At 70.5% G+C, this 24,829-nt stretch carries 21 protein-coding genes; 16 read left to right on the forward strand and 5 right to left on the reverse strand.

Annotation, left to right across the window (positions count from 1 at the left end):
- Window positions 1-67 precede the first annotated feature (67 nt).
- Window positions 68-1,300, forward strand: a complete 1,233-nt coding sequence (locus ABT360_RS16460; RefSeq protein ID WP_351815940.1) for a benzoate/H(+) symporter BenE family transporter — start codon at window positions 68-70, stop codon at window positions 1,298-1,300.
- On the opposite strand, the gene ABT360_RS16465 is transcribed toward ABT360_RS16460, so the two are convergent.
- Window positions 1,264-2,112 carry a C40 family peptidase gene (locus ABT360_RS16465; RefSeq protein ID WP_351815943.1) on the reverse strand — a complete coding sequence of 283 codons (849 nt, stop codon included), beginning with the start codon at window positions 2,110-2,112 and terminating at the stop codon, window positions 1,264-1,266. The two genes, ABT360_RS16460 and ABT360_RS16465, sit on opposite strands and share 37 nt — an antisense overlap.
- Before the next feature lie 692 nt (window positions 2,113-2,804).
- On the opposite strand from ABT360_RS16465, the gene ABT360_RS16470 reads away from it, so the two are divergent.
- Genes ABT360_RS16470 through nuoN form a run of 14 tightly spaced genes read left to right on the forward strand, consistent with a single transcriptional unit; the run spans window position 2,805 to window position 18,792 of the window.
- On the forward strand, window positions 2,805-3,164 hold the full coding sequence (locus ABT360_RS16470; protein ID WP_064070021.1) for an NADH-quinone oxidoreductase subunit A: 360 nt from the start codon (window positions 2,805-2,807) through the stop codon (window positions 3,162-3,164).
- Window positions 3,165-3,181: 17 nt separating this feature from the next.
- Window positions 3,182-3,736 (forward strand): NuoB/complex I 20 kDa subunit family protein, encoded by a 555-nt coding sequence (locus tag ABT360_RS16475; RefSeq protein ID WP_126885586.1) that lies wholly within the window; start codon window positions 3,182-3,184, stop codon window positions 3,734-3,736.
- Entirely contained in the window at window positions 3,733-4,461 is a 729-nt protein-coding gene (locus tag ABT360_RS16480; protein ID WP_351815948.1) for an NADH-quinone oxidoreductase subunit C, read from the forward strand. The genes ABT360_RS16475 and ABT360_RS16480 overlap by 4 nt, the downstream gene beginning before the upstream one ends.
- Window positions 4,458-5,798, forward strand: coding sequence for an NADH-quinone oxidoreductase subunit D (locus ABT360_RS16485; RefSeq protein WP_351815951.1), 1,341 nt, complete (start codon window positions 4,458-4,460; stop codon window positions 5,796-5,798). Before ABT360_RS16480 ends, ABT360_RS16485 begins: the two co-directional genes overlap by 4 nt.
- 20 nt (window positions 5,799-5,818) lie before the next feature.
- Complete coding sequence (nuoE, locus tag ABT360_RS16490) at window positions 5,819-6,634, forward strand: NADH-quinone oxidoreductase subunit NuoE (RefSeq protein ID WP_444852253.1); 816 nt, start codon at window positions 5,819-5,821, stop codon at window positions 6,632-6,634.
- Window positions 6,634-7,977, forward strand: coding sequence for an NADH-quinone oxidoreductase subunit NuoF (gene nuoF, locus ABT360_RS16495; RefSeq protein WP_351815958.1), 1,344 nt, complete (start codon window positions 6,634-6,636; stop codon window positions 7,975-7,977). Before nuoE ends, nuoF begins: the two co-directional genes overlap by 1 nt.
- Entirely contained in the window at window positions 7,974-10,475 is a 2,502-nt protein-coding gene (locus ABT360_RS16500) for an NADH-quinone oxidoreductase subunit G (RefSeq protein ID WP_351815960.1), read from the forward strand. Before nuoF ends, ABT360_RS16500 begins: the two co-directional genes overlap by 4 nt.
- Window positions 10,472-11,830, forward strand: a complete 1,359-nt coding sequence (nuoH, locus tag ABT360_RS16505) for an NADH-quinone oxidoreductase subunit NuoH (RefSeq protein WP_351815963.1) — start codon at window positions 10,472-10,474, stop codon at window positions 11,828-11,830. The genes ABT360_RS16500 and nuoH overlap by 4 nt, the downstream gene beginning before the upstream one ends.
- A complete protein-coding gene (gene nuoI, locus ABT360_RS16510; protein ID WP_351815966.1) occupies window positions 11,805-12,446 on the forward strand; it encodes an NADH-quinone oxidoreductase subunit NuoI in 642 nt (213 codons plus the stop codon). Before nuoH ends, nuoI begins: the two co-directional genes overlap by 26 nt.
- Window positions 12,443-13,288: an NADH-quinone oxidoreductase subunit J gene (locus ABT360_RS16515; RefSeq protein WP_351815969.1), complete on the forward strand. Its 846-nt coding sequence runs from the start codon at window positions 12,443-12,445 to the stop codon at window positions 13,286-13,288. The genes nuoI and ABT360_RS16515 overlap by 4 nt, the downstream gene beginning before the upstream one ends.
- Complete coding sequence (gene nuoK, locus ABT360_RS16520) at window positions 13,285-13,584, forward strand: NADH-quinone oxidoreductase subunit NuoK (RefSeq protein WP_093661653.1); 300 nt, start codon at window positions 13,285-13,287, stop codon at window positions 13,582-13,584. The genes ABT360_RS16515 and nuoK overlap by 4 nt, the downstream gene beginning before the upstream one ends.
- Window positions 13,585-13,595: 11 nt before the next feature.
- Window positions 13,596-15,536: an NADH-quinone oxidoreductase subunit L gene (gene nuoL, locus ABT360_RS16525; protein ID WP_351815972.1), complete on the forward strand. Its 1,941-nt coding sequence runs from the start codon at window positions 13,596-13,598 to the stop codon at window positions 15,534-15,536.
- A gap of 5 nt (window positions 15,537-15,541) precedes the next feature.
- Window positions 15,542-17,131: an NADH-quinone oxidoreductase subunit M gene (locus ABT360_RS16530; RefSeq protein WP_351815975.1), complete on the forward strand. Its 1,590-nt coding sequence runs from the start codon at window positions 15,542-15,544 to the stop codon at window positions 17,129-17,131.
- Window positions 17,128-18,792: an NADH-quinone oxidoreductase subunit NuoN gene (gene nuoN / locus ABT360_RS16535; RefSeq protein WP_351815978.1), complete on the forward strand. Its 1,665-nt coding sequence runs from the start codon at window positions 17,128-17,130 to the stop codon at window positions 18,790-18,792. Before ABT360_RS16530 ends, nuoN begins: the two co-directional genes overlap by 4 nt.
- A 63-nt stretch (window positions 18,793-18,855) precedes the next feature.
- Here nuoN and ABT360_RS16540 read toward each other — a convergent pair whose 3' ends face one another.
- The 4 genes from ABT360_RS16540 to ABT360_RS16555 all read right to left on the reverse strand — a co-directional run bounded on the left by ABT360_RS16540 (window position 18,856) and on the right by ABT360_RS16555 (window position 23,500).
- Entirely contained in the window at window positions 18,856-19,407 is a 552-nt protein-coding gene (locus tag ABT360_RS16540) for a hypothetical protein (RefSeq protein ID WP_351815981.1), read from the reverse strand.
- A 125-nt stretch (window positions 19,408-19,532) separates the two neighbouring features.
- Window positions 19,533-20,060 (reverse strand): hypothetical protein, encoded by a 528-nt coding sequence (locus ABT360_RS16545; RefSeq protein WP_351815984.1) that lies wholly within the window; start codon window positions 20,058-20,060, stop codon window positions 19,533-19,535.
- A gap of 175 nt (window positions 20,061-20,235) precedes the next feature.
- Complete coding sequence (fahA, locus tag ABT360_RS16550) at window positions 20,236-21,462, reverse strand: fumarylacetoacetase (RefSeq protein WP_351815987.1); 1,227 nt, start codon at window positions 21,460-21,462, stop codon at window positions 20,236-20,238.
- A gap of 43 nt (window positions 21,463-21,505) precedes the next feature.
- On the reverse strand, window positions 21,506-23,500 hold the full coding sequence (locus ABT360_RS16555; RefSeq protein ID WP_351815990.1) for a CocE/NonD family hydrolase: 1,995 nt from the start codon (window positions 23,498-23,500) through the stop codon (window positions 21,506-21,508).
- Between the two features lie 244 nt (window positions 23,501-23,744).
- On the opposite strand from ABT360_RS16555, the gene ABT360_RS16560 reads away from it, so the two are divergent.
- Window positions 23,745-24,755, forward strand: a complete 1,011-nt coding sequence (locus ABT360_RS16560; protein WP_351815993.1) for a polyprenyl synthetase family protein — start codon at window positions 23,745-23,747, stop codon at window positions 24,753-24,755.
- Window positions 24,756-24,829: the final 74 nt, after the last annotated feature.

Here is a 24,829-nt window from a genome sequence, read left to right on the forward strand (position 1 = left end):
GGTACGGCACGATGAGCGGATGATCAGTGGACCGCGTGGACCGATACGTACGGGTGGAGCCCTGCCCTTGACGGCGGTCACCGCCGGGACGGTGGCCATGGTGGTTTCCTACGCCGGGCCGCTCGCCCTTGTCCTGGCCGCCGCCTCGGCCGCCGGGCTCACGCAGGCGCAGGCGTCGTCGTGGGTGTGGGCGGTCTCCATCGGCGCGGGCGTCACCTGCGTGGGCCTGAGCTGGTGGAGCCGGGCGCCGGTCATCACCGCGTTCTCCACACCCGGTGCGGCGATCCTCGTCACCGCCCTGCCCCAGCACGGCTACGCCGAGGCCGTGGGCGCCTTCCTGGCGGCGGGCGTGGCCGCCACGGCGCTCACCGCCACGGGGGTGTTCGCCCGGGTCATGGCGCGCATCCCGGCGGGCGTGGTCGCGGCGATGCTCGCCGGGACGCTGTTCTCGTTCGGTACGGCCGTCTTCACCTCGGTGCGCAGCGCTCCGCTGCTCGTCGGCGCGATGCTGCCGGCGTACCTGCTCGCGCGGCGCTTCGTACCCACCTACGCGGTGGTCTGCGCGCTCGCGGCCGGGCTGGCCGTGGCGGGGGCGACGGGCGAGCTGCGGGTGGATTTGCCGGGATTGGGACTTGCTGTCCCGCATTTCACGGCGCCTCAGTTCTCGGTCGGGGCGCTCGTCGGGATCGGCGTGCCGCTGCTGGTGGCGACCCTGGCGGGGCAGTACGCGCCGGGCATCGCGGTGCTGAACGCCGCCGGGTACCGGCCGGACAGCCGGGTGGTGTGCGGGTCGACGGGCCTGGTGTCGGTGCTGCTGGCGCCGTTCGGGTCGCACGCGGTCAACCCGGCGGCCATCACGGCGGCGATCTGCACCGGGCCGGACGCGCACCGGGACCCGGCCAAGCGGTGGATCGCCGGGGTGACGTGCGGCGTCGGGTACCTGGTCGTCGGCTGCTTCGGCTCCACCCTGGTCGCGCTGTTCACCGGCCTGCCGAAGGCGCTGGTCGCCACGCTCGCCGGGGCGGCGCTGATCGGCTCGATCGCGGGCAGCCTGGCGCGTACGGTCGCCGACGAGCGCGACCGGGAGGCCTCCGTCATCACGTTCCTGGCCACCGCGTCGGGCGTCACGATCGCCGGGATCGGCTCGCCGTTCTGGGGGCTGCTGACCGGTGTCGCCGCGCACCTGCTCCTCGGCACGCCGAAGGGCCGTCGCTCCCTCCCCGAGCGGGGGAGCGACGGCCCTTCAAGCCCTGTGCGTACGTCTCAGAGCACGCGGACCGCGCCGGACGGCATGTCGTAGTCGAGCGAGCGCTCGACGACACCGGTGCCGGGGTTCTGCGCGCCGACGAACATGCCACCGCCCACGTAGATCGCCACGTGGTAGGAGTTGCTCCGGCTGCCCCAGTAGAGGATGTCGCCCGGCTGGAGGTTGTCCAGCGAGACGGAGGTGCCGCGGCTCGACTGGTCGCCGGAGACGCGCGGGAGCTCGATGCCGGCCTGGCGGTACGCGGCCTGGACGAGCCCGGAGCAGTCCCAGGAGTTCGGGCCGGTGCTGCCCATGACGTAGGCGTCGCCGACCTGGGCGCGGGCGAAGGCCACGATCGCCGCGGCGGAACCGGTCGCCTGGCCGGAGTCGTACGAGGAGGAGCCGCCGTCGTCGTCGGAGGAGCCGACGGACGCGGACAGCGTGGTGCGCTCGGAGGAGCGGGAGGCGCGCTCGGCGGCCTCGGCCTCGGCCTTGGCCTTCGCCTCGGCCTTGCGCTGGGCCTCCTCGGCCTCTGCCTTGCGCTCCGCCTCGGCCTTGGCCTTCTTGGCTTCCTTCGCGGCCTTGGCGGCCGCGGCGTTCTCCTGGGCCTGCAGTTCCTCGTCGAGCGCGATCTGCTGGGTCGCCTCGGCGGAGGCGGCGACGGCGCTCGACAGGTCCGCGGACAGGTCCGCGTTGAGGGTGGGCATCTCGATGGTCTCGGTCACCGGCTCGGCGTTCGCCGGCCCGGCAGCACCGGCCACCGCGATGGTGCTGAGGACGCCACCGGCAACTCCGGCGCGCAGCGCGAGCTTCGAAGCGCTCCGGCGGGGCTTCCGGTGGCTGGGTATGTGAGCGGTGTGGGACATGAGTACAACCGCTATCAGGGCTTCACGGTTCCCTTCAAGAAACGTGTGTTGCGCCACAGTTGCGCGTGGATTGAGTGAATCCGCTTCCGTGTGCCCCTTATTGACGCCGTAACGGACATTGCGGACTGTGGTGATCAGGGCCGTGATCATGGGTTTTCCGCGAAACGCCCGAATTGCCGTGCGCTTACCACTCCTTCACTCCCGTGGCCAAGCCCGCTTTCGTCGGCCCGGAAGTGGAGTGACGCAGGTCACGGGAAGGTCACTGTCGTGGATGCCCGGAAGATCGTGAAAGCGCGCACGTGTCCACTTCGGTACCGGCGGGCCCCTCGCGTGAGTGAAGGGCGGTTCTTTATCACCCGGGAGAGTCCAGAGCGAATTTGCCCGTACGAGTCGTCGCTTGATAGGGCGATGCCCCTCTGACCTGCCACGACCCTGGGAAATGTCACGTCTTGTGAGCGTCTGGACACGGGCGGTATGAAGATCACCTCTGTCGGTGATTCATGATCCTTCGTCTGGTGGCGGAGATCACAAGAGCGTTGCCGTACCCCGTGTCGCAGATCACAGATCGACGGGCATAGGATGCGAAGCAGTCGGGCTTGTGAACTGCCTCACATATGCGCGATCTTCGCGAGGCGGCGAGACGGTGCCCGGTGCGGTCCATCGGTCAAGGACGACTGGAAGGAGCGAGGAGCGTGAATGCCTACGCGCCCATCCTCGTGCTCGGCGCCCTCGGGGCAGGGTTTGCGATCTTCTCCGTGGTCATGGCCACGCTTATCGGCCCAAAGAGGTACAACCGGGCGAAGCTGCAGGCATATGAGTGCGGTATCGAGCCGACGCCCACTCCGGCCGGAGGGGGCCGCTTCCCCATCAAGTACTACCTGACGGCGATGCTCTTCATCGTCTTCGACATCGAGATCGTCTTCCTCTACCCCTGGGCCGTCAGCTTCGACGCCCTGGGGCTTTTCGGGCTCGTGGAGATGCTGCTCTTCGTGCTCACCGTCTTCGTCGCCTACGCGTATGTGTGGCGGCGCGGCGGCCTGGAATGGGACTGAGGGGCTGAGGGGCACCAATGGGACTCGAAGAGAAACTGCCGAGCGGTTTTCTGCTGACGACCGTCGAACAGGCCGCGGGCTGGGTGCGCAAGGCGTCCGTCTTCCCCGCGACCTTCGGCCTCGCCTGCTGCGCCATCGAGATGATGACGACCGGCGCCGGGCGGTACGACCTCGCGCGCTTCGGCATGGAGGTCTTCCGCGGCTCACCGCGCCAGGCCGACCTGATGATCGTGGCGGGCCGGGTGAGCCAGAAGATGGCGCCCGTCCTGCGCCAGGTCTACGACCAGATGCCGAACCCCAAGTGGGTCATTTCCATGGGGGTTTGCGCCTCATCGGGCGGGATGTTCAACAATTACGCGATTGTGCAGGGCGTCGACCACATTGTTCCCGTTGACATCTATTTGCCGGGCTGCCCTCCGCGTCCGGAGATGCTGATGGACGCGATCCTCAAGCTCCACCAGAAGATCCAGAGCTCCAAGCTCGGCGTCAACGCGCGCGAAGCGGCCCGCGAGGCGGAGGAAGCGGCGCTGAAGGCGCTGCCCACGATCGAGATGAAGGGGCTGCTGAGGTGAGTGATCAGCCGAATCCGGAGAAGGACCTCAGCGCGCAGAACCTGCCCGGCCAGCGCGGTGAGCACGGCGAGGAGGTCCGCGTCCAGCGCGGCATGTTCGGCGCCGCCAACGGCGGCGACACCTCCGGCTACGGCGGCCTCGTCCGCTCCGTACGCCTGCCGGGACCGGCCACCCGGCCCTACGGCGGCTGGTTCGACGAGGTCGCCGACGAGCTGGAGGGCGCGCTCGACGAGCAGGGCCTCGTCCCCGAGAACGCCATCGAGAAGACGGTCGTCGACCGGGGCGAGATCACCTTCCACATCGCCCGCGAGCACCTCCTGCGCGTGGCCCGCACCCTGCGCGACGACCCCGCCCTGCGCTTCGAGCTCTGCACGGGCGTGAGCGGCGTCCACTACCCCGGGGACAAGGGCCGCGAGCTGCACGCGGTCTACCACCTGCGCTCGCTCACCCACGGCCGGCTGATCCGGCTCGAAGTCACCGCCCCGGACACCGACCCGCACGTCCCCTCGCTCGTCGGGGTCTATCCGACCAACGACTGGCACGAGCGCGAGACGTACGACTTCTTCGGCCTGGTCTTCGACGGCCACCCCGCCCTCACCCGGATCATGATGCCGGACGACTGGCAGGGCTTCCCGCAGCGCAAGGACTATCCCCTCGGCGGCATCCCCGTCGAGTACAAGGGCGCCCAGATCCCGGCTCCGGACCAGCGGAGGTCGTACTCGTGACCACCCCACATGCCCCTCAGGCCCCTCAGGCCGACGCGCGCGAGACCACCGAGGGCACCGTCTACACGGTCACCGGCGGCGACTGGGACGAGGTCGCCCGGTCCGCGGCCACGGCCGACGACGAGCGCATCGTCGTCAACATGGGCCCGCAGCACCCGTCCACGCACGGTGTGCTCCGGCTCATCCTGGAGATCGACGGCGAGACCGTCACCGAGGCCCGCTGCGGCATCGGCTACCTCCACACCGGCATCGAGAAGAACCTCGAATACCGCACGTGGACGCAGGGCACGACCTTCGTCACGCGCATGGATTACCTGACGCCCTTCTTCAACGAGGCGGCGTACTGCCTGGGCGTGGAGAAGCTCCTCGGCATCGAGGACCAGATCCCCGACCGGGCGACGATCATCCGCGTCCTGCTGATGGAGCTCAACCGGCTCTCCTCCCACCTGGTGTGCATCGCCACCGGCGGCATGGAGCTGGGCGCCACCACGATCATGATCTACGGCTTCCGGGACCGCGAGATGATCCTGGACCTGTACGAGCTGATCACCGGGCTGCGTATGAACCACGCGTTCATCCGCCCCGGCGGCCTCGCCCAGGACCTGCCGCCCGGCGCCATCGACCAGCTTCGCGAGTTCGTGAAGACGATGAAGAAGAACATGCCGGAGTACGACAAACTCGCCACCGGCAATCCGATCTTCAAGGCGCGTATGCAGGACATCGGCTACCTGGACCTGGCCGGCTGCATGGCCCTCGGCGCCACCGGTCCGATCCTCCGCTCCGCCGGCCTCCCGCACGACCTGCGCAAGACCGACCCGTACTGCGGCTACGAGACGTACGAGTTCGACGTCCCGACCGCCGACACCTGCGACGCCTACGGCCGCTTCCTCATCCGGCTGGAGGAGATGCGCCAGTCGCTGCGGATCATCGAACAGTGCCTGGAGCGGCTGGAGCCGGGCCCGGTGATGGTCGCCGACAAGAAGATCGCCTGGCCCGCCCAGCTCGCCCTCGGCCCGGACGGCCTCGGCAACTCCCTCGACCACATCAAGAAGATCATGGGCACCTCCATGGAGGCCCTGATCCACCACTTCAAGCTGGTCACCGAGGGCTTCCGGGTGCCGCCCGGCCAGAGCTACACGGCGGTCGAGTCGCCCAAGGGCGAGCTGGGCGTCCATGTCGTGAGCGACGGCGGCACCCGCCCCTACCGGGTCCACTTCCGCGACCCGTCGTTCACCAACCTTCAGGCCATGGCGGCGATGTGCGAGGGCGGCCAGGTCGCCGACGTCATCGTCGCCGTCGCGTCCATCGACCCCGTGATGGGAGGCGTCGACCGGTAATGACAGACGTCAGCTTGGGGATGCCGCAGCTCCCCGCCCCCGATTACCCGGCCGATGTGCGCGCCCGGCTCGAAGCGGACGCCAGGGAAGTCATCGCCCGCTACCCCGACAGCCGGTCCGCCCTGCTGCCGCTGCTGCACCTGGTGCAGTCGGAGGAGGGGTACGTGACCCGGACCGGCATGCGGTTCTGCGCCGAGATGCTGGACCTCACCACCGCCGAGGTCACCGCCGTCGCCACCTTCTACACCATGTACCGGCGCAAGCCGAGCGGCGACTACCAGGTCGGGGTGTGCACCAACACCCTGTGCGCGGTCATGGGCGGCGACGCGATCTTCCAGGAGCTCCAGCAGCACCTCGGCGTCGGCAACAACGAGACGACGCCGGACGGCAAGGTCACCCTCGAACACATCGAGTGCAACGCGGCCTGCGACTTCGCGCCCGTGGTGATGGTCAACTGGGAGTTCTTCGACAACCAGACGCCCGAGTCCGCCAAGCGGCTCGTCGACGACCTCCGCGCCGGCCGCCCCGTCGAGCCGACGCGCGGGGCGCCCCTGTGCACGTACAAGGAGACCGCCCGCATCCTGGCCGGCTTCCCCGACGAGCGCCCCGGCGCGGTCGAGGCGACCGGTGGCGCGGGACCCGCCTCGCTGATCGGCCTGAAGTTCGCCAAGGGCGAGGCCGCACCGGGCGCACGCGTGGTCCACCCGCGCGGCGAGGCCCCGCAGGACGAGCCCACCCGCGGCTCGGGACACCTCAGCTCGCACGACGCGCCACAGCCGACCTCGGCCTCGGACCCCGAGCACCCGTCCGGCCCGGTCACCGAGGAGGGGGAGTGATGACGTTGGCACCCGAGATGACCAGCCCCGAGAAACTGCTCGCACCGGTCCTGTCCGCGTTCTGGGACCAGCCGAACTCCTGGACGCTGGACACCTACAAGCGGCACGAGGGGTACGAGGGGCTGAAGAAGGCCCTCGCCATGACCCCCGACGACCTCATCGCGTACGTCAAGGACTCCGGCCTCCGCGGTCGCGGCGGCGCGGGCTTCCCCACCGGGATGAAGTGGCAGTTCATCCCGCAGGGCGACGGCAAGCCGCACTATCTTGTTGTCAACGCCGACGAGTCCGAGCCCGGGACCTGCAAGGACATCCCGCTCCTCTTCGCCAACCCGCACTCCCTCATCGAAGGGATCGTGATCGCGTGCTACGCGATCAGGTCGAACCACGCCTTCGTCTATCTGCGCGGCGAAGTCGTGCCCGTGCTGCGCAGGCTGCACGAGGCCGTGCGTGAGGCGTACGCGGCGGGCTACCTCGGCACGAACATCCTCGGCAGCGGACTCGACCTCGAACTCACCGTGCACGCGGGCGCCGGCGCGTACATCTGCGGTGAGGAGACCGCGCTGCTCGACTCGCTCGAAGGCCGCCGCGGCCAGCCCCGGCTGCGTCCCCCCTTCCCCGCGGTCGCCGGTCTGTACGCGTGCCCCACTGTGGTGAACAACGTGGAGTCGATCGCCTCGGTTCCCGCGATCCTGAACCGGGGCAAGGACTGGTTCCGGTCGATGGGCAGCGAGAAGTCCCCCGGCTTCACGCTCTACTCGCTCAGCGGCCACGTCGCCTCGCCCGGCCAGTACGAGGCGCCGCTCGGCATCACCCTGCGCCAGCTGCTCGACATGAGCGGCGGCATGCGGCCCGGCCACCGGCTGAAGTTCTGGACACCCGGCGGCTCGTCCACCCCGATGTTCACCGACGAGCACCTCGACGTCCCGCTCGACTACGAGGGCGTCGGCGCGGCCGGCTCGATGCTCGGCACCAAGGCGCTCCAGTGCTTCGACGAGACGACGTGCGTGGTGCGGGCGGTCACCCGGTGGACCGAGTTCTACGCGCACGAGTCGTGCGGCAAGTGCACGCCCTGCCGCGAAGGCACGTACTGGCTGGTGCAGTTGCTGCGCGACATCGAGGCGGGCAAGGGCACGCTGAGCGACCTCGACAAGCTGAACGACATCGCCGACAACATCAACGGCAAGTCGTTCTGCGCCCTCGGTGACGGCGCCGCCTCGCCGATCTTCTCGTCGCTGAAGTACTTCCGCGGGGAGTACGAGCAGCACATCACGGGCAAGGGCTGCCCCTTCGACCCGGCCAAGTCGACCGCCTGGGCGGACAACCACGTGGAGGTGACGGCGTGACCGTCATGGCATCCGGCCCCGCCGGGGGCGGCAGCGCGGCCGTCCCACCCGAGGACCTGGTCACCCTGACCATCGACGGGATCGAGATCTCCGTCCCCAAGGGGACGCTGGTCATCCGCGCCGCCGAGCAGCTCGGCATCGAGATCCCCCGGTTCTGCGACCATCCGCTGCTGGACCCGGCCGGCGCCTGCCGCCAGTGCATCGTCGAGGTCGAGGGCCAGCGCAAGCCGATGGCGTCCTGCACCATCACCTGCACCGACGGCATGGTCGTCAAGTCGCAGCTCACCTCGCCCGTCGCCGAGAAGGCCCAGGTGGGGGTGATGGAGCTGCTGCTCATCAACCACCCGCTGGACTGCCCGGTCTGCGACAAGGGCGGCGAGTGCCCGCTGCAGAACCAGGCCATGTCGCACGGGCAGGCCGACTCCCGCTTCGAGGGGCGGAAGCGGACCTACGAGAAGCCCGTCCCGATCTCCACCCAGGTGCTGCTCGACCGCGAGCGGTGCGTGCTGTGCGCCCGCTGCACCCGGTTCTCCAACCAGGTCGCGGGCGACCCGATGATCGAGCTGATCGAGCGCGGCGCGCTCCAGCAGGTCGGTACGGGGGAGGGCGACCCGTTCGAGTCGTACTTCTCCGGCAACACCATCCAGATCTGCCCCGTCGGCGCGCTGACCTCGGCGGCGTACCGGTTCCGCTCCCGCCCCTTCGACCTGGTGTCGTCGCCGAGCGTGTGCGAGCACTGCGCGGGCGGCTGCGCCACGCGCACCGACCACCGGCGCGGCAAGGTCATGCGGCGGCTCGCGATGAACGACCCGGAGGTCAACGAGGAGTGGCTGTGCGACAAGGGACGGTTCGCGTTCCGGTACGCGCAAGCGCGTGACCGGCTCACCACGCCCCTGGTGCGCAGCGCCTCGACGGGCGAGCTGGAGCCCGCTTCCTGGCCGGAGGCCCTGGAGGCGGCGGCACGCGGGCTGGTGAAGGGCCGCACCGGGGTCCTGACCGGCGGGCGGCTGACCGTCGAGGACGCGTACGCGTACGCCAAGTTCGCGCGCGTGGCCCTCGACACCAACGACATCGACTTCCGCGCGCGGGTGCACAGCAGCGAGGAGGCCGACTTCCTCGCCGCCCGGGTCGCCGGCCGTGGCCGGGACCTCGGGGGAGGACAAGGAGTCACGTACACCTCCCTGGAGAAGGCCCCGGCGGTGCTCCTCGCCGGGCTGGAGGCGGAGGAGGAGGCCCCGGGCGTCTTCCTGCGGCTGCGCAAGGCGTGGCGCAAGAAGGGACAGCGGACCTTCGCCCTCGCCTCCCACGCGACCAGGGGCCTCCAGAAGGCGGGCGGCACACTGCTGCCGGCCGCGCCCGGGACGGAGGCCGAGTGGCTGGACGCCCTGGCCTCCGGGACGGGGCTGGACGCGGACGGGTCCGCCGCCGCGCAGGCGCTGCGGGAGCCCGGCGCGGTGATCGTGGTCGGTGAGCGGCTGGCGGGAGTGCCGGGCGCGCTGACCGCGGCCGTGCGCGCCGCGACGGCGACGGGGGCGGAGCTGGTGTGGATCCCGCGCCGGGCCGGTGAGCGCGGCGCGCTGTGGGCGGGCGCGATCCCCTCGCTCCTGCCGGGCGGGCGGCCCGCGACCGATCCACGCGCGCGTGACGAGGTCGCCGCCGCCTGGGGCGTACGCGAGCTGCCGCACCGGTACGGCCGCGACACGGGCCAGATCGTGGAGGCCGCGGCCACCGGCGAGCTGGGAGCCCTGCTCGTCGCGGGCGTCGAGGTCGCCGACCTGCCCGACCCGGCACGCGCGCGTGAGGCGCTCGACGCGGCGTTCGTGGTGTCGCTGGAGCTGCGCCCGGGTGAGGTCACCGAGCGGGCGGACGTGGTCCTCCCGGTGGCCGCGGTCGCCGAGAAGCCCGGCACCTTCCTCAACTGGGAGGGCAGGGTGCGGATGTTCGAGGCCGCGCTGAAGCCGGAGCACATGACGCGCACGCTCGCCCCGGCGGACGCCCGGGTGCTGCACATGCTGGCCGACACGATGGACGTGCATTTCGCTCTGCCGGACGTGAAGGCCGTACGGCGCGAGATGGACCGGCTCGGTGCGTGGGCCGGGACGCGGGCGGGCGACCCGGTGGAGTCCGCCGCGCCGCTGCCCCGCGCGGGCGAGGGCGAGGCCGTGCTGGCCGGCCACCGGATGCTGCTGGACCTGGGCCTCCTCCAGGAGGGCGACGAGGCCCTGGCGGGCACCCGCCACGCCTCGGTGGCCCGCCTGTCGGCGGCCACGGCGGCGGAGACCGGCGTCAAGGACGGTGACCCGGTGTCGGTGACCGGCCCGGCGGGCTCCGTCGAACTGCCCCTGAAGGTGACCGACATGCCCGACCGGGTGGTCTGGCTGCCGCTGAACTCCACCCCCGGCGGCGTCCTGTCCGCCATGGGCACGGCCCCCGGCCGGCTGGTCCGCCTCGCCCCGACGACCCCGAACTCCGCGGCCCCCACGGAGGTGGAGGCATGATCCCCTACACCCTGGCAGCGGAAGACCTGTCCATGTTCGGCCGCGACCCCTGGTGGCTCGTGGCGATCAAGGCGGTGTTCTGCTTCGCCTTCCTGATGGTGACCGTGCTCTTCTCCATCGTGTGGGAGCGCAAGGTCGTCGCCTGGATGCAGCTGCGCATCGGCCCCAACCGGCACGGCCCCTGGGGCCTCCTCCAGTCCCTCGCGGACGGCGTCAAGCTGATGCTCAAGGAGGACGTGATCGTCAAACGGGCCGACAAGGTCGTCTATGTCCTCGCCCCGATCGTCGCCGCGATCCCGGCGTTCATGGCGATCGCGGTGATCCCCTTCGGCCCCGCCGGCAACGAGGTCTCGATCTTCGGGCAGCGCACCACGATGCAGCTGACCGACCTTCCGATCGCGATGCTCTACATCCTCGCGGTCGCCTCCGTCGGCATCTACGGCATCGTGCTGGCCGGCTGGTCGTCCGGGTCGACCTACCCGCTCCTCGGCGGCCTGCGGTCGTGCGCGCAGATGATCAGCTACGAGATCGCGATGGGCGCCGCCTTCGCGTCCGTCTTCCTCTACTCCGGGTCGATGTCGACCTCGGCGATCGTCGAGGCGCAGGCGGACCGCTGGTACATCATCCTGCTGCCGGTCTCCTTCATCATCTACATCGTCACGATGGTCGGCGAGACCAACCGCGCCCCCTTCGACATGCCCGAGTCCGAGGGCGACCTGGTCGGCGGCTTCAACACCGAGTACAGCTCCATCAAGTTCGCGATGTTCATGCTCGCCGAGTACGTGAACATGGTGACCGTCTCGGCGGTGTCGGTGACGCTGTTCCTGGGCGGCTGGCGGGCCCCGTATCCGATCTCCGCCTTCTGGGAGGGCGCGAACCACGGCTGGTGGCCGATGCTCTGGTTCGTCGTCAAGGTCCAGCTGCTGCTGTTCTTCTTCATCTGGCTGCGCGGCACGCTGCCCCGCGTCCGCTACGACCAGCTGATGAAGCTCGGCTGGAAGGTCCTCATCCCCGTCTCGGTCGTCTGGCTGATGCTGGTCGCCACCGTGCGGGCGCTGCGCAACGAGAACTACGACTTCCAGGAGATCGTGCTGTACGTGGCGGGCGCGGTCATCGCGGTGCTGCTGCTCTCCTTCGTCGTCGACATCTTCCGCGACAAGAAGGCCAAGCAGGAGGCGGAGGCCGCAGCGCCGCCCGCCGAGTTCGACCCGATGGCCGGCGGATTCCCCGTACCGCCGCTGCCCGGACAGACCCTGCCGCCGGTGCCCCGCCGACGGCCGCGCTCCGAGCGCGAGTTGATTGTCAGTGGTGGCGCCGATACTGAGCGTGATGGAAAGGAGGCTGACGGTGTCTGAGGGCAACTTCCAGAATCCGGTCGCCGGCTTCGGCGTGACCTTCAAGGCCATGTTCAAGAAGCGGCTGACCGAGCAGTATCCGGAGCAGCAGAAGACGACGGCGCCGCGCTTCCACGGCCGGCACCAGCTCAACCGGCATCCGGACGGGCTGGAGAAGTGCGTCGGGTGCGAGCTGTGCGCCTGGGCCTGCCCGGCCGACGCCATTTACGTGGAGGGCGCGGACAACACGGACGAGGAGCGCTACTCGCCGGGCGAGCGGTACGGCCGCGTCTACCAGATCAACTACGCCCGCTGCATCCTGTGCGGTCTGTGCATCGAGGCGTGCCCCACCCGGGCGCTGACGATGACGAACGAGTTCGAGCTGGCCGACAGCTCCCGCGAGAACCTGATCTACACGAAGGAGCAGCTCCTCGCGGGTCTGGAGGAGAACATGGTCGACACGCCCCACGCCATCTTCCCGGGCATGACCGAACAGGACTATTACCGGGGCCTGGTCACCGAGGCCGCGCCCGGCACGGTCCGGCAGGCGGCGGCCGGCAAGGGTGAGCAGCCACAGGAGGCCGCGTCGGACTTCGGTGAGGGCGAGCCCGCGTCGAAGAAGGTGATCGGCGCATGAGCACATTCGCCGCCGCGGCCTCCACGGGTGAGGCCGTGCAGTTCTGGGTGCTGGGCACCGTCGCCGTCATCGGCGCCCTGGCCACGATCCTGATGAAGAAGGCCGTGCACAGTGCGCTGAGCCTGGCCGCGACCATGATCATCCTGGCGGTGTTCTACCTCGCCAACGGGGCGTACTTCCTGGGCGTCGTGCAGATCATCGTCTACACCGGCGCGATCATGATGCTCTTCCTCTTCGTCGTGATGCTCGTCGGTGTCACCGCGGCCGACTCGCTGAAGGAGACCCTCAAGGGCCAGCGCTGGATGGCCGCCGCCTGCGGGCTGGGCTTCGGCATCCTCCTCGTCGCCGGGCTCGGCCGGGCCTCGCTGGACACGTTCGAAGGCCTCGGCACGGCGAACGCCGGCGGCAATGTGGAGGGCATCGCGACGCTGATCTTCACCACGTACGTCTTCGCCTTCGAGATCACCGGCGCGCTGCTGATCACCGCGACCGTCGGCGCGATGCTGCTGACGCACCGGGAGCGCACCGAGCCGGCCCGTACCCAGCGCGAACTCTCCGAGCAGCGCGTACGGGAGGGGAAGCACCTGCCGCCCCTGCCGGCGCCCGGTGTCTACGCCCGGCACAACGCCGTGGACATCGCCGGTCTGCTGCCCGACGGCACGCCCTCCGAGCTCACGGTCAACAAGACGCTGCGGGCACGCGGCCAGATCCGCGATGTGTCGAGGCAGGCACTGGAGGACCTCAAGGCGCTGGAGCAGCGCGCGGAGGAGCGCCTGGGGCGCGGCCCGTCGGAGCCGCAGGCGTCGCAGCCCCAGGACCGTGAGGAGGAGAAGGCGCAGTGAATCCGGTCAACTACCTGTACCTGGCCGCCCTGTTGTTCACCATCGGTGCGGCCGGGGTGCTGATCCGGCGGAACGCGATCGTCGTCTTCATGTGCATCGAGCTGATGCTCAACGCCTGCAACCTGGCGCTCGTCGCCTTCTCCCGTATGCACGGCAATCTCGACGGCCAGATCATCGCCTTCTTCACGATGGTCGTCGCCGCCGCGGAGGTCGTGGTCGGGCTCGCGATCATCGTGTCGCTGTTCCGTTCCCGCCACTCGGCCTCGGTCGACGACGCCAGCCTGATGAAGCTGTAAGGGGCTGAATCGTGGAGAATCTGATCGCGCTGCTCGTCGCGGCGCCTCTGCTGGGAGCGGCCGTCCTGTTGTGCGGCGGCCGGCGGCTGGACAAGGCCGGGCACTGGCTCGGCACCCTGCTCGCCGCCGCCTCCTTCGTCATCGGGGCGGTGCTCTTCTTCGACATGCTGGGCAGGGGCGCCGAGGAACGGGCGCTGCACCAGCACCTGTTCAGCTGGGTGCCGGTGGAGAGCTTCCGGGCGGACATCGCCTTCCAGCTCGACCAGCTGTCGATGACGTTCGTCCTGCTCATCACCGGTGTCGGCACGCTCATCCATGTGTACTCGATCGGGTACATGGCGCACGACGAGCGCAGGCGCCGCTTCTTCGGCTACCTGAACCTGTTCCTCGCGGCGATGCTGCTGCTGGTCCTCGCCGACAACTACCTGCTGCTGTACTTCGGCTGGGAGGGCGTCGGCCTCGCCTCGTACCTCCTGATCGGTTTCTGGCAGCACAAGCCCAGCGCGGCCACCGCCGCGAAGAAGGCCTTCCTGGTCAACCGGGTCGGCGACATGGGCCTGTCCATCGCCATCATGCTGATGTTCACCACCTTCGGGACGTTCACCTTCGGGCCGGTGCTGGCGGCGACGGGGGAGACGAGCGAGGGCATGCTGACGGCCATCGGGCTGATGCTGCTGCTCGCCGCGTGCGGCAAGTCGGCGCAGGTACCGCTGCAGTCCTGGCTCGGTGACGCGATGGAGGGCCCGACCCCGGTCTCGGCCCTGATCCACGCCGCCACGATGGTGACCGCGGGCGTGTACCTGATCACCAGGTCGGGCGCCATCTTCAACGCCGCCCCGGACGCGCAGCTGGCGGTCGTGGTGGTCGGCGCGGTCACGCTGCTCTTCGGTGCGATCGTCGGTTGCGCCAAGGACGACATCAAGAAGGCGCTGGCCGGTTCGACGATGTCGCAGATCGGCTACATGATCCTGGCGGCCGGACTCGGCCCGATCGGGTACGCCTTCGCGATCATGCACCTGGTGACGCACGGCTTCTTCAAGGCCGGGCTGTTCCTCGGCGCCGGTTCGGTCATGCACGGCATGAACGACGAGGTCGACATGAGGAAGTACGGCGGGCTTCGGAAGTACATGCCGGTCACCTTCGTGACCTTCGGACTCGGGTACCTGGCGATCATCGGCTTCCCGGGGCTCTCCGGCTTCTGGTCCAAGGACAAGATCATCGAGGCGGCCTTCGCCAAGGGCGGCACCGAGGGCTGGATCCTCGGTGGGGTCGCCCTGCTGGGCGCGGGCATCACCGCGTACTACATGACCCGCGTGATGCTGATGACGTTCTTCGGTGAGAAGCGCTGGCAGCCCGCCCCCGACCCGGACACGGCGCCCGGTGTCGAGCCCGGCATCGAGGTCCACCCCGGCGAGATGCCGCATCCGCACGAGTCGCCGAAGTCCATGACGATCCCGATGATCCTGCTGGCCTTCGGATCGGTCTTCGCGGGCGCGCTCTTCTCGCTGAACAGCGCGTTCGTCAACTGGCTCAAGCCCGTCACCGAGTTCGAGCACGGGCACCCGCCCATCAGCGCGGGCGCGGTGACCGCCTCCACGGTCGTCGTCCTGCTGATCGGTGTCGGCATCGCGTACGCGCAGTACGGCCGCCGCCCCGTACCGGTCGTGGCCCCGCGCGGCTCGCTGCTCACCCGGGCCGCCCGGCGCGACCTGCTCCAGGACGACTTCAACCACATCGTCCTGGTCCGCGGCGGCGAGCACCTCACCCGCTCGCTGGTGTACATGGACCACACCCTGGTCGACGGGGTGGTCAACGGCACCGCCGCCTCGGTCGGCGGACTGTCCGGCCGGCTGCGCAAGCTGCAGAACGGCTTCGCCCGCTCCTACGCGGTCTCGATGTTCGGAGGTACGGCGGTGCTGATCGCCGCGACCCTGCTGATGAGGGGAGTGTGACCGCGATGTCGGACGTAGTGAACGCGGGGTTCCCCCTCCTGACGGTGACGGCGGCCGTGCCGGCCGTCGGCGCGATCCTCACCGCCGCCGTCCCGGCCGCGCGCCGCACGGCCGCCAAGTGGCTGGCGCTGCTGGTCTCGCTGGCCACGCTGGTCCTGGCCGCGCTCGTGGCCGTCCGGTTCGACCCCGGCGGCGAGCGCTACCAGCTCACCGAGTCCCACGCCTGGATCGCGGACTTCGGCGTGCGGTACGAACTGGGCGTGGACGGCATCGGCGTGGCGCTCATCGCGCTCACCGCGCTGCTGATCCCGTTCATCATCCTGGCCGGCTGGCACGACGCCGACCCCCTGGAGACCCGGTCGAAGCGGTGGCGGCCGACGCAGGGCTTCTTCGCCCTGATCCTGATGGTCGAGGCGATGGTGATCCTCTCCTTCGAGGCCACCGACGTCTTCCTCTTCTACATCCTCTTCGAAGCCATGCTCATCCCGATGTACTTCCTCATCGGTGGCTTCGGGGACCGGGCGCACGCCGGTGGTGACGCGGCGGCGGCGACCCAGCGGTCGTACGCCGCGGTGAAGTTCCTGCTCTACAACCTGGTCGGCGGGCTCATCATGCTGGCCGCCGTCATCGGGCTGTACGTCGTCGCCGGGAACTTCTCCCTCACGGAGATCGCACAGGCGCGGGCGAGCGGCGAGTTGGAGATGGCGACCAACACCGAGCGGCTGCTGTTCCTCGGGTTCTTCTTCGCCTTCGCGGTGAAGGCCCCGCTGTGGCCGCTGCACACCTGGCTGCCCAACGCGATGGGTGAGGCGACCGCGCCGGTCGCGGTGCTCATCACGGCGGTGGTCGACAAGGTCGGCACCTTCGCCATGCTCCGCTTCTGCCTCCAGCTCTTCCCGGAGGCGTCGAAGTGGGCCACGCCCGCGATCATCGTCCTGGCACTGATCAGCATCGTCTACGGGGCGCTGCTCGCGGTCGGCCAGCGGGACATCAAGCGGCTGGTCGCCTACGCGTCGATCTCCCACTTCGGCTTCATCATCATGGGCATCTTCGCGATGACCAGTCAGGGCCAGTCCGGGGCCACCCTCTACATGGTCAACCACGGCATTTCGACGGCCGCGCTGATGCTGGTGGCCGGGTTCCTGATCTCGCGGCGGGGCTCGCGGCTCATCGCCGACTACGGCGGTGTGCAGAAGGTGGCGCCGGTGCTCGCCGGGACCTTCCTGGTGGGCGGTCTGGCCACCCTGTCGCTCCCCGGCCTCGCGCCGTTCGTCTCCGAATTCCTGGTCTTGGTGGGCACGTTCGCCCGGTACCCGGTGGCGGGGGTCATCGCGACCTTCGGCATCGTGCTGGCGGCGCTCTACACGCTGGTGCTCTACCAGCGGACGATGACGGGGCCGGTGAAGGAGGAGGTGCGGGCGATGCCCGACCTCAAGGCGCGTGAGCTGGTGGTCGTCGCCCCGCTGATCGCCCTGCTGCTCCTCCTGGGCGTCTATCCCAAGCCGCTGACCGAGATCGTCGACCCGGCGGTGCGGCACACCATGTCCGACGTACAGCAGAAGGACCCGCAACCGGAAGTGGAGGCGGCCAAGTGAGCGCTACAGCCGCAGTGGCTGTCCACAGCCTGTGGACGACGGCGGCCGAACCGGCCACCGCCGACAAGATCGGGGCCCCGGCCATCGAGTACGCCCAGCTGGCACCCACGCTGATCGTGGTGGGCGCCGCCGTGGTGGGCATCCTGCTGGAGGCCTTCGTACCGCGTCGGGCCCGCTACTACGCGCAGGTGTTCCTGACCGTCGTGGCGCTGGCCGCCGCCTTCGCGGCGGTCGTCGCCCTCGCGGCCGGCGGGCACGCCACCACCAAGGCCGGCATCGCCGCGATGGGCGCCATCGCGGTGGACGGGCCCGCACTGTTCCTCCAGGGGACCATCCTGCTGACCTCGCTGGTCGCCGTCTTCACCTTCGCCGAGCGGCGGCTCGACCCGGCGCACCACGGCCACCGGGTCGACTCGTTCGCCGCCGAGGCCGCCGCCGTACCGGGCAGCGACCACGAGAAGGCCGCCGTCAGGGCCGGTTTCACGACGACCGAGGTCTTCCCGCTGGTGCTGTTCGCGGTGGGCGGGATGCTCGTCTTCCCCGCGGCCAACGACCTGCTGACGCTGTTCATCGCGCTGGAGGTCTTCTCCCTGCCGCTGTACCTGCTGTGCGCGGTCGCCCGCCGCAAGCGGCTGATGTCGCAGGAAGCCGCCGTGAAGTACTTCCTGCTGGGCGCCTTCTCGTCGGCGTTCCTGCTGTTCGGCATCGCCCTGCTGTACGGGTACGCGGGCTCCGTGTCGTACGCGCGCATCGCCGATGTGGTGGACGGGTCGGTGACCGCGGTCACCCCGGCGCTCGCCCAGACCATGGGCAACGACGTGCTGCTGCTCATCGGCTTCGCGATGGTGCTGATGGGACTGCTGTTCAAGGTCGGCGCGGTGCCGTTCCACATGTGGACCCCGGACGTGTACCAGGGCGCCCCGACGCCGGTCACCGGCTTCATGGCGGCCGCCACCAAGGTCGCCGCGTTCGGCGCGATGCTGCGGCTGCTGTATGTGGTGCTCCCCGGCCTGCGCTGGGACTGGCGGCCCGTCATGTGGGGCGTCGCCATCGTCACCATGCTCGCCGGCGCGATCGTCGCGATCACCCAGACCGACATCAAGCGGCTGCTCGCGTACTCGTCGATCGCCCACGCCGGGTTCATCCTCGCCGGTGTCATCGCGGCGACACCGGACGGTGTCTCGTCGGTGCTCTTCTACCTGGGCGCGTACTCGTTCGTGACGGTGGGCGCCTTCGCCGTCGTCACCCTGGTCCGGGACGCCGGTGGCGAGGCGACGCACCTGTCCAAGTGGGCCGGGCTCGGGCGGCGTTCACCGCTCGTCGCGGCCGTGTTCGCGGTGTTCCTGCTGGCCTTCGCCGGAATCCCGCTGACCTCCGGGTTCTCCGGCAAGTTCGCCGTCTTCAAGGCGGCGGCCGAGGGCGGCGCCGGGGCGCTGGTGGTGGTCGGTGTCATCTCGTCCGCCATCGCCGCGTTCTTCTACATCCGGGTCATCGTGCTGATGTTCTTCAGTGAACCGAAGCCGGAAGGGCCGACGGTCGCCGTGCCGTCACCCCTGACGATGACGACGATCGGTGTCGGTGTCGCGGTCACGCTGGTCCTGGGCGTGGCGCCGCAGTACTTCCTCGATCTGGCGGGGCAGGCGGGAGTCTTCGTCCGCTGACGGAAACCGGCCGGGCGTGCGGCGGGGTGCCATGGGGCGCCCCGCCGCAGGCGTGTGTGCCGGTTAGTCCGCCGTGGGGCAGTGGACCGTGGGGTTCCAGTCCGCCATCAGGCCCTTCGGGTTCTTCTTGAAGAACCAGATGTGCAGGTCGTAGTGGTTCGGCATGCCGGGCGCATGACCGGCCATCGGCCCGTTGAGGCCCCGGCCGAACATCCTCGGGCGGTCCGGGTCCGTCGCCAGGTCCTGGTCGCGGTCGATGGTGACGTACTCCACGGCGACGAGCCGCCGCTTGCCGCCGGGCCCCGGCTCGTCGACCAGGGCGGCGGGCTTGGCCGGGTCGGTGGAGTTGACGTGGGCTTCCTTCACGTAGTGGTAGCCCATACCGCCTTCGGACGAGGCGACGCAGTCGTCCGTGCGTACGTAGCCGTCCCTGATGGCACGGGCTTCGTCCCGGTACTTCTCCGTGGCCTTGTAGGCCCTGGCCAGCTGGGCCTGGCGGCTCTTGTCGCCGGCGGGCGGGGCGGCGGGGCCGGCCGGGGCGGGTGGGGCGGCGCCCAGTGTGAGTGACGCGAGAGCCGTGAGACCGAGGGCGGCTATGAGCGGTCTGGGGGTCATGGCGTGCTCCAGGGGAGAGGGAGGCGCGGGGGTGAGGGTCTGGGGGCGGGCCGCCGGCCCGCAGGGACCACCCTGCGACGACAGGCGTCCACCTGCCCGCCAGGAGAGCCCCATGGGCTGATCCCTCACGCCTTCCCGGGGCAGCGCACCCTCGGGTTCCACTCGGTGAACATGCCCTTCGGGTTGTGCTTGTAGAGCCAGACGTGCAGGTCGTAGTGGACCGGTACGCCCGCCTCGACGCCGGCGGTCGGCCCCAGGAACGGCTGCCCGAACATGGCCGGGCGGTCGTCGTCCGTCGAGACGTTCTGGTCGCGGTCCTCGACGAAGAACTCGATGCCGATCAGCCGCTTGCCGCGCTTTGTGTCCTCGTACATCAACGCGGACGGCTTGGCCGGGTCGGTGGAGTTGTTGAGGGCCTTGTTGACGTAGTGGTAACCCATGCCGCCCTCGGGCCTGGCGATGCAGCCGCGCATGGGCTTGTAGCCATCGGCGACGGCACGCTCCACGGACTGGTACTTCACCGTCGCGCGGTAGGCCTTGAGCAGGTCCGCGCGGGCACTGTCGTCGTCCGCGGCCGGGGCGGGGGCGATGCCCAGGGAGAGGGAGGCGAGGGCGGTGAGGGCGAGCGCGGGAACGAGCGGGCGGGGGTGCATGCGGCTGCTCCAGGGGTCGGGGGGATCGGGACGGGGCTCCCCCCGCTGCCCACTGGTCAGCCTGGGCTTCCGGGCGCGGCCGCGCATGCCCGGTGGGCTGTTCGGCGGACCCGCGGCGGGCGGGGCGGGTGCCCTTCCGGGTGGCCCGCCCCGCGGCGTACGCGTGCCGCGCCGGTCAGTGCGCGGAAACGATCCGGCCCGTCACCTCGCCGAGGCCCACCTTCGTGCCGTCCGGCCCCGGGGCCCAGGCCGTGAGGGTCACCTCGTCGCCGTCCTCCAGGAACGTCCGCTTGCCGGTGGACAGTTCCAGCGGTTCCTGGCCGTTCCAGGTGAGCTCCAGGAGCGAGCCGCGCTGGTGGACCTCCGGACCGCTGACCGTGCCGGAGCCGAAGAGGTCGCCCGTACGGAGGGAGGCGCCGTTGACGGTCATGTGGGCCAGCTGCTGGGCGGCCGTCCAGTACATGGCCGAGAAGGGAGGTTCCGAGACCGTCTCGCCGTTGATTCGCACCGTGATGTGGAGGTCGAAGCCGCCCGGCTCCTCGTCGGAGCTGTCGTCCAGGTAGGGCAGGAGGGGGAAGTCCCGGGCGGGTGGCGCCACACGGGCGGCGTCCAGGGCCTCCAGCGGGGTCACCCAGGGGGATACGGAGGTGGCGAAGGACTTGCCCAGGAAGGGGCCGAGGGGGACGTACTCCCACGCCTGGATGTCCCGCGCCGACCAGTCGTTGAGCAGCGTCAGGCCGAAGACGTGGTCGCGGAAGGCGGCGAGGGGGACGGGCCGGCCGAGTTCGGAGGGGGTGCCGACGAGGAATCCGACCTCCGCCTCGATGTCCAGCTTGACGGACGGGCCGAAGACGGGGGCGGCGTCCGTGGGCGCCTTGCGCTGCCCGCTGGGGCGGACGATGTTCGTGCCGGAGACGACGACCGTGCCGGAGCGGCCGTGGTAGCCGATCGGCAGGTGCTTCCAGTTCGGCGTGAGCGGTTCCCCGTCCGGGCGGAAGATCTTGCCGACGTTGGCGGCGTGGTGCTCGGAGGCGTAGAAGTCGACGTAGTCCGCGACCTCGTACGGCAGGTGGAGCGTCACCGTGGGCAGGGGGTGCAGCAGCGGTTCTATGGCCGGGCGGTGGGCCGGGACCGTCAGCCACGCGGTGAGCGCCCGGCGGACGTCGCGCCAGGCGGTACGGCCGGCGGCGAGCAGCGGGTTCAGGCTCGGCCGGTCCAGCAGCGCCGCGTACGGCGAGCCCAGCGCGTGTGCCGCCGCCCCCGCGTCCAGGACGTGGTCGCCGATGCGGACGCCGAGCCGGCGGCGGCCGGGCTCGTCGGCGGTGGTGAAGACGCCGTACGGAAGGTTGTGCGGGCCGAAGGGGTCGCCTTCGGTCAGGTCGAGCGGGCTCTGCTCGGGCATCGGTGCTTGCCTCGCTTTCCACGTGTGTGGGGGACACGTTAGATCAGCCCGTCCGACGGGCAACGCGCTTCTCCCAGGTGTGGTGGAAGAGGACCTCCGAGCCTTCCGCGCAGATCACCTCGTCGGAGGTGAAGAAGTGGGTGGCGTCGCACGTGATCTCCGAGCGGGTGTCCACGGTGACGTTCCAGGGCATGTCGGGGCGATGCAGACGCACCTTCCACTCGGAGCGGGCGCGGGCGGACAGCGGGTCCCGTTCGTCGATGGTGAAGGTCTCCCTCGCGTCCTCGGTGATCTCCAGACCGTCCGGGTAGGCGCGCGTGCCGTCATGGCGGGGGGCGTCCTCGAGGCGCCATTCGCCCTTGGCGACGTCGCGGACGATCAGGCGCTCGGGGCGGTGGGCCGCGGTCTCGTCGAGGGTGGTGGGGACGGTGACGCCGAGGGGCTCGGCCTGTTCGGGGGTGTCGAACACGAGGGCGTCGGCGGTGTGCCGGCGGACGGGGAGCAGGAGGGCGCAGGCGTCGGGGACGAGGGTGAACCCGGCGGTGTGCGGGGCGGGCCAGATCCAGGGCCAGTACGCGGAGGAGACCGCGAGCCGTACGCGGTGGCCGGGCGGGAAGGTGTGGCCGATGCCGTTGAGGTCGAAGACGTACTCCTCGGCCGGCCGTTTCTCGGCGTGCTCCTTCTCCGTGTGGGCGAGGCTGAGCGCACCGCGCGTGACCAGGGTGGACGTGCCGTCCGGGGCGACGTCGCAGAGGCGGGCGACGACCTGGCCGGCGGGCGCGTCCGTGCGCAGGGTGAGGGTGACGCGGGGGCGACCGAGGATCTCGACGGGCGGGCCGTCCGGTGGGACGGGAAAGTCGAAGCAGGCCGAGTGGGCGTCCTCGGCCCGCTGGTCGGGCGGCAGGTCGGCGTCGTGGCCGGAGGGGAGGAGTCGGCCGGCGTCCAGGCCCGTGTGCTGCGGGGAGCGGACGAGGACGGGCGGGCCCTGGAGGGCGTACGTGACGGGCGTGACGTTCGGGGACGGCCAGTCGGCGTCGCCGACCCAGCGGCCGGGGAGTTCGGGCGGGACGGTCGTGGGCGGGTGCGGCGTGCTGAGCCAGGAGCGGAGGAGGGGCTCGGACATGATGCCGGTGGGCTCGTCCTTGAGGTGGTGGTCCCACCAGCGGAGCGTCTCCTGGAGGAACCCGATCGCCGGGCCGGGCGGCCGCTCCCGGTCCGGGTACTGGTGCGGCCAGGGCCCGATGATCCCCCGGACCCGGTCGCCCGGCAGGTGCTCGACCAGCCGGAGGACGGTGTCGCGGTACGGGTCGTGCCAGCCGCCCACCGCGAGGACGGCCGCCCGGACGGCGCCGTAGTGGTCACGGACGCTGCCGGCCCGCCAGTAGTCGTCGCGGGTCCGGTGGGCGAGCCAGGTGTGGACGGGCGGCTCCAGCGCTTCGAGGCGCGTGAGCCACATGTCGCGCCAGGCGTCACCGGCGTAGAGCGGATCCGGCGGGCGGGCGGCGAAGGCGAGCAGGGCGGCCGCCCGGGCGTGCGTGCCCGCGGCGAGGAGCGAGCCGCCCAGGTAGTGCACCCCCGTGTCGTACCCGTCGTCGGTGGCGCAGACGGCGACGACCGCCTGGAGCGGCCCGGGTGCGAGGGCGGCGATCCGGAGCGCGGTCGAGCCGCCCCGGCCGATGCCGAACATGCCGACGCGGCCCGTGCACCACGGCTGGGCGGCGAGCCAGTCGATCACCTCGGCGCCGTCGGCGGGCTCGGCCCCGGAGCACGGGTCGACCGGCACCCCTTCGCTGTTGCCGTGTCCGCGCACGTCGACCCGTACCGAGGCGTAGCCGTGGCCCGCGTACCAGGGATGACGTTGCCGGTCCCGGGGAGCGGCCCCGTCGGTCAGCCGGCACGGGTCGTATTCGAGGAGGACCGGGACGGGATCGTCGGTGAGGGGGCGCCAGACGCGGGCGTAGAGCCTCGTTCCGTCCGTCAGGGGGATGCGGACGTCCTCGTGGGTCGTCTCGTACGGGAAGGAGGTGCGGATCTTCATGGGGCCTCGGGACCCGTCTCGTCGGTGTGCTCCGGGTTTCGGTGGGCTTTCTCTGTCTTTGTCGGACGTCTTCTGCCGTTAGGGGCAAATGGGCTGCATCTGATCATATGAGCTGTTCTTGAACATACCGGGGGAGGGTGGAAGGCGCCCACGGTGATCGAAAGGGGACCGGATACGCTGACTTGAGTGAATCCAGCGACACATCGACAATCCGTGTGATCGTCAGCAGACAGGAGACCCCCTCGTGACCGCAGTCGGGCCGTTCGGGCTGAGCGTGCGGGACCAGGCTCTTGAGGCCGATGTCCAGACCGGATTGGCGGCCGTCGAGGCAGGGCTCCTCGATGCCACCAAGAGCGACGTGCCGTTCATCACGGAGGCGGCACAGCACCTGGTACGGGCCGGGGGCAAGCGCTTCCGCCCGCTGCTGGTGATGCTCTCCGCCCAGTTCGGCGACCCGCACGCCCCGGGCGTCGTGCCCTCTGCCGTCGTCGTCGAACTCACCCACCTCGCGACCCTCTACCACGACGACGTCATGGACGAGGCCGACGTACGCCGGGGGGTGGACAGCGCCAACGCCCGCTGGGGCAACTCGGTGGCCGTCCTGACGGGTGACTTCCTCTTCGCGCGCGCCTCGCACATCCTGGCGGACCTCGGCCCCGAGGCCGTACGCATCCAGGCGGAGGCCTTCGAACGCCTGGTCACCGGACAGATCCTGGAGACGGCCGGCCCGCGGGACGGACGTGACCCGGTCGAGCACTACCTGGACGTCATCGCCGGCAAGACCGGCTCGCTGATCGCCGTCTCGGGGCGCTTCGGCGCGATGATGTCGGGCGCCGACGAGCGGACCGTGGACATCCTCACGCAGTACGGCGAGCGGCTCGGCGTCGCCTTCCAGCTCGCCGACGACGTCCTGGACATCGCTTCCGACTCCCACGAGTCGGGCAAGACACCGGGGACCGACCTGCGGGAGGGCATCCCCACGCTGCCGGTGCTGCACCTGCGTGCCCAGGCGGCCTCGGGCGGCGCGGCGGAGGACCAGCAGCTGGTCGCGCTGCTGGACAGCGACCTGACGGACGACGCCCGGCACGCGGAGGCGCTGCGGCGGCTGCGCGTCCATCCCGCGCTGGAGCAGGCGCGGCGGGACACCATCCGGTACGCCCAGGACGCGCGCGCGACGCTGGCGCCGCTGCCGGACTGCTACGCGAAGGCCGCGCTGGAGGAGCTGTGCGACCTGGTGGTGCACCGCGCGGGCTAGGGGACTCGGGGGTCGTGTCATCCCTGAGCAGTACGGAAGTTGAGCCGGGGGGCTGACGCCCCGGGGGGTGCCGC

The sequence above is a fragment of the Streptomyces sp. NPDC000229 genome (genome assembly GCF_040300825.1).
In the GTDB taxonomy this organism is placed as follows: Bacteria; Actinomycetota; Actinomycetes; order Streptomycetales; family Streptomycetaceae; genus Streptomyces.

Bases quoted from the DNA above. Each gene is read 5' to 3' on its own strand.
- ABT360_RS16530 (WP_351815975.1), top strand. From the start codon at position 15,542: ATGTCGGACGTAGTGAACGCGGGGTTCCCCCTCCTGACGGTGACGGCG.
- ABT360_RS16465 (WP_351815943.1), bottom strand. From the start codon at position 2,112: ATGTCCCACACCGCTCACATACCCAGCCACCGGAAGCCCCGCCGGAGC.
- ABT360_RS16540 (WP_351815981.1), bottom strand. From the start codon at position 19,407: ATGACCCCCAGACCGCTCATAGCCGCCCTCGGTCTCACGGCTCTCGCG.
- nuoE (WP_444852253.1), top strand. From the start codon at position 5,819: ATGCCGCAGCTCCCCGCCCCCGATTACCCGGCCGATGTGCGCGCCCGG.
- nuoI (WP_351815966.1), top strand. From the start codon at position 11,805: ATGGAAAGGAGGCTGACGGTGTCTGAGGGCAACTTCCAGAATCCGGTC.
- ABT360_RS16545 (WP_351815984.1), bottom strand. From the start codon at position 20,060: ATGCACCCCCGCCCGCTCGTTCCCGCGCTCGCCCTCACCGCCCTCGCC.
- nuoF (WP_351815958.1), top strand. From the start codon at position 6,634: ATGACGTTGGCACCCGAGATGACCAGCCCCGAGAAACTGCTCGCACCG.
- nuoH (WP_351815963.1), top strand. From the start codon at position 10,472: ATGATCCCCTACACCCTGGCAGCGGAAGACCTGTCCATGTTCGGCCGC.
- ABT360_RS16555 (WP_351815990.1), bottom strand. From the start codon at position 23,500: ATGAAGATCCGCACCTCCTTCCCGTACGAGACGACCCACGAGGACGTC.
- ABT360_RS16515 (WP_351815969.1), top strand. From the start codon at position 12,443: ATGAGCACATTCGCCGCCGCGGCCTCCACGGGTGAGGCCGTGCAGTTC.
- ABT360_RS16475 (WP_126885586.1), top strand. From the start codon at position 3,182: ATGGGACTCGAAGAGAAACTGCCGAGCGGTTTTCTGCTGACGACCGTC.
- fahA (WP_351815987.1), bottom strand. From the start codon at position 21,462: ATGCCCGAGCAGAGCCCGCTCGACCTGACCGAAGGCGACCCCTTCGGC.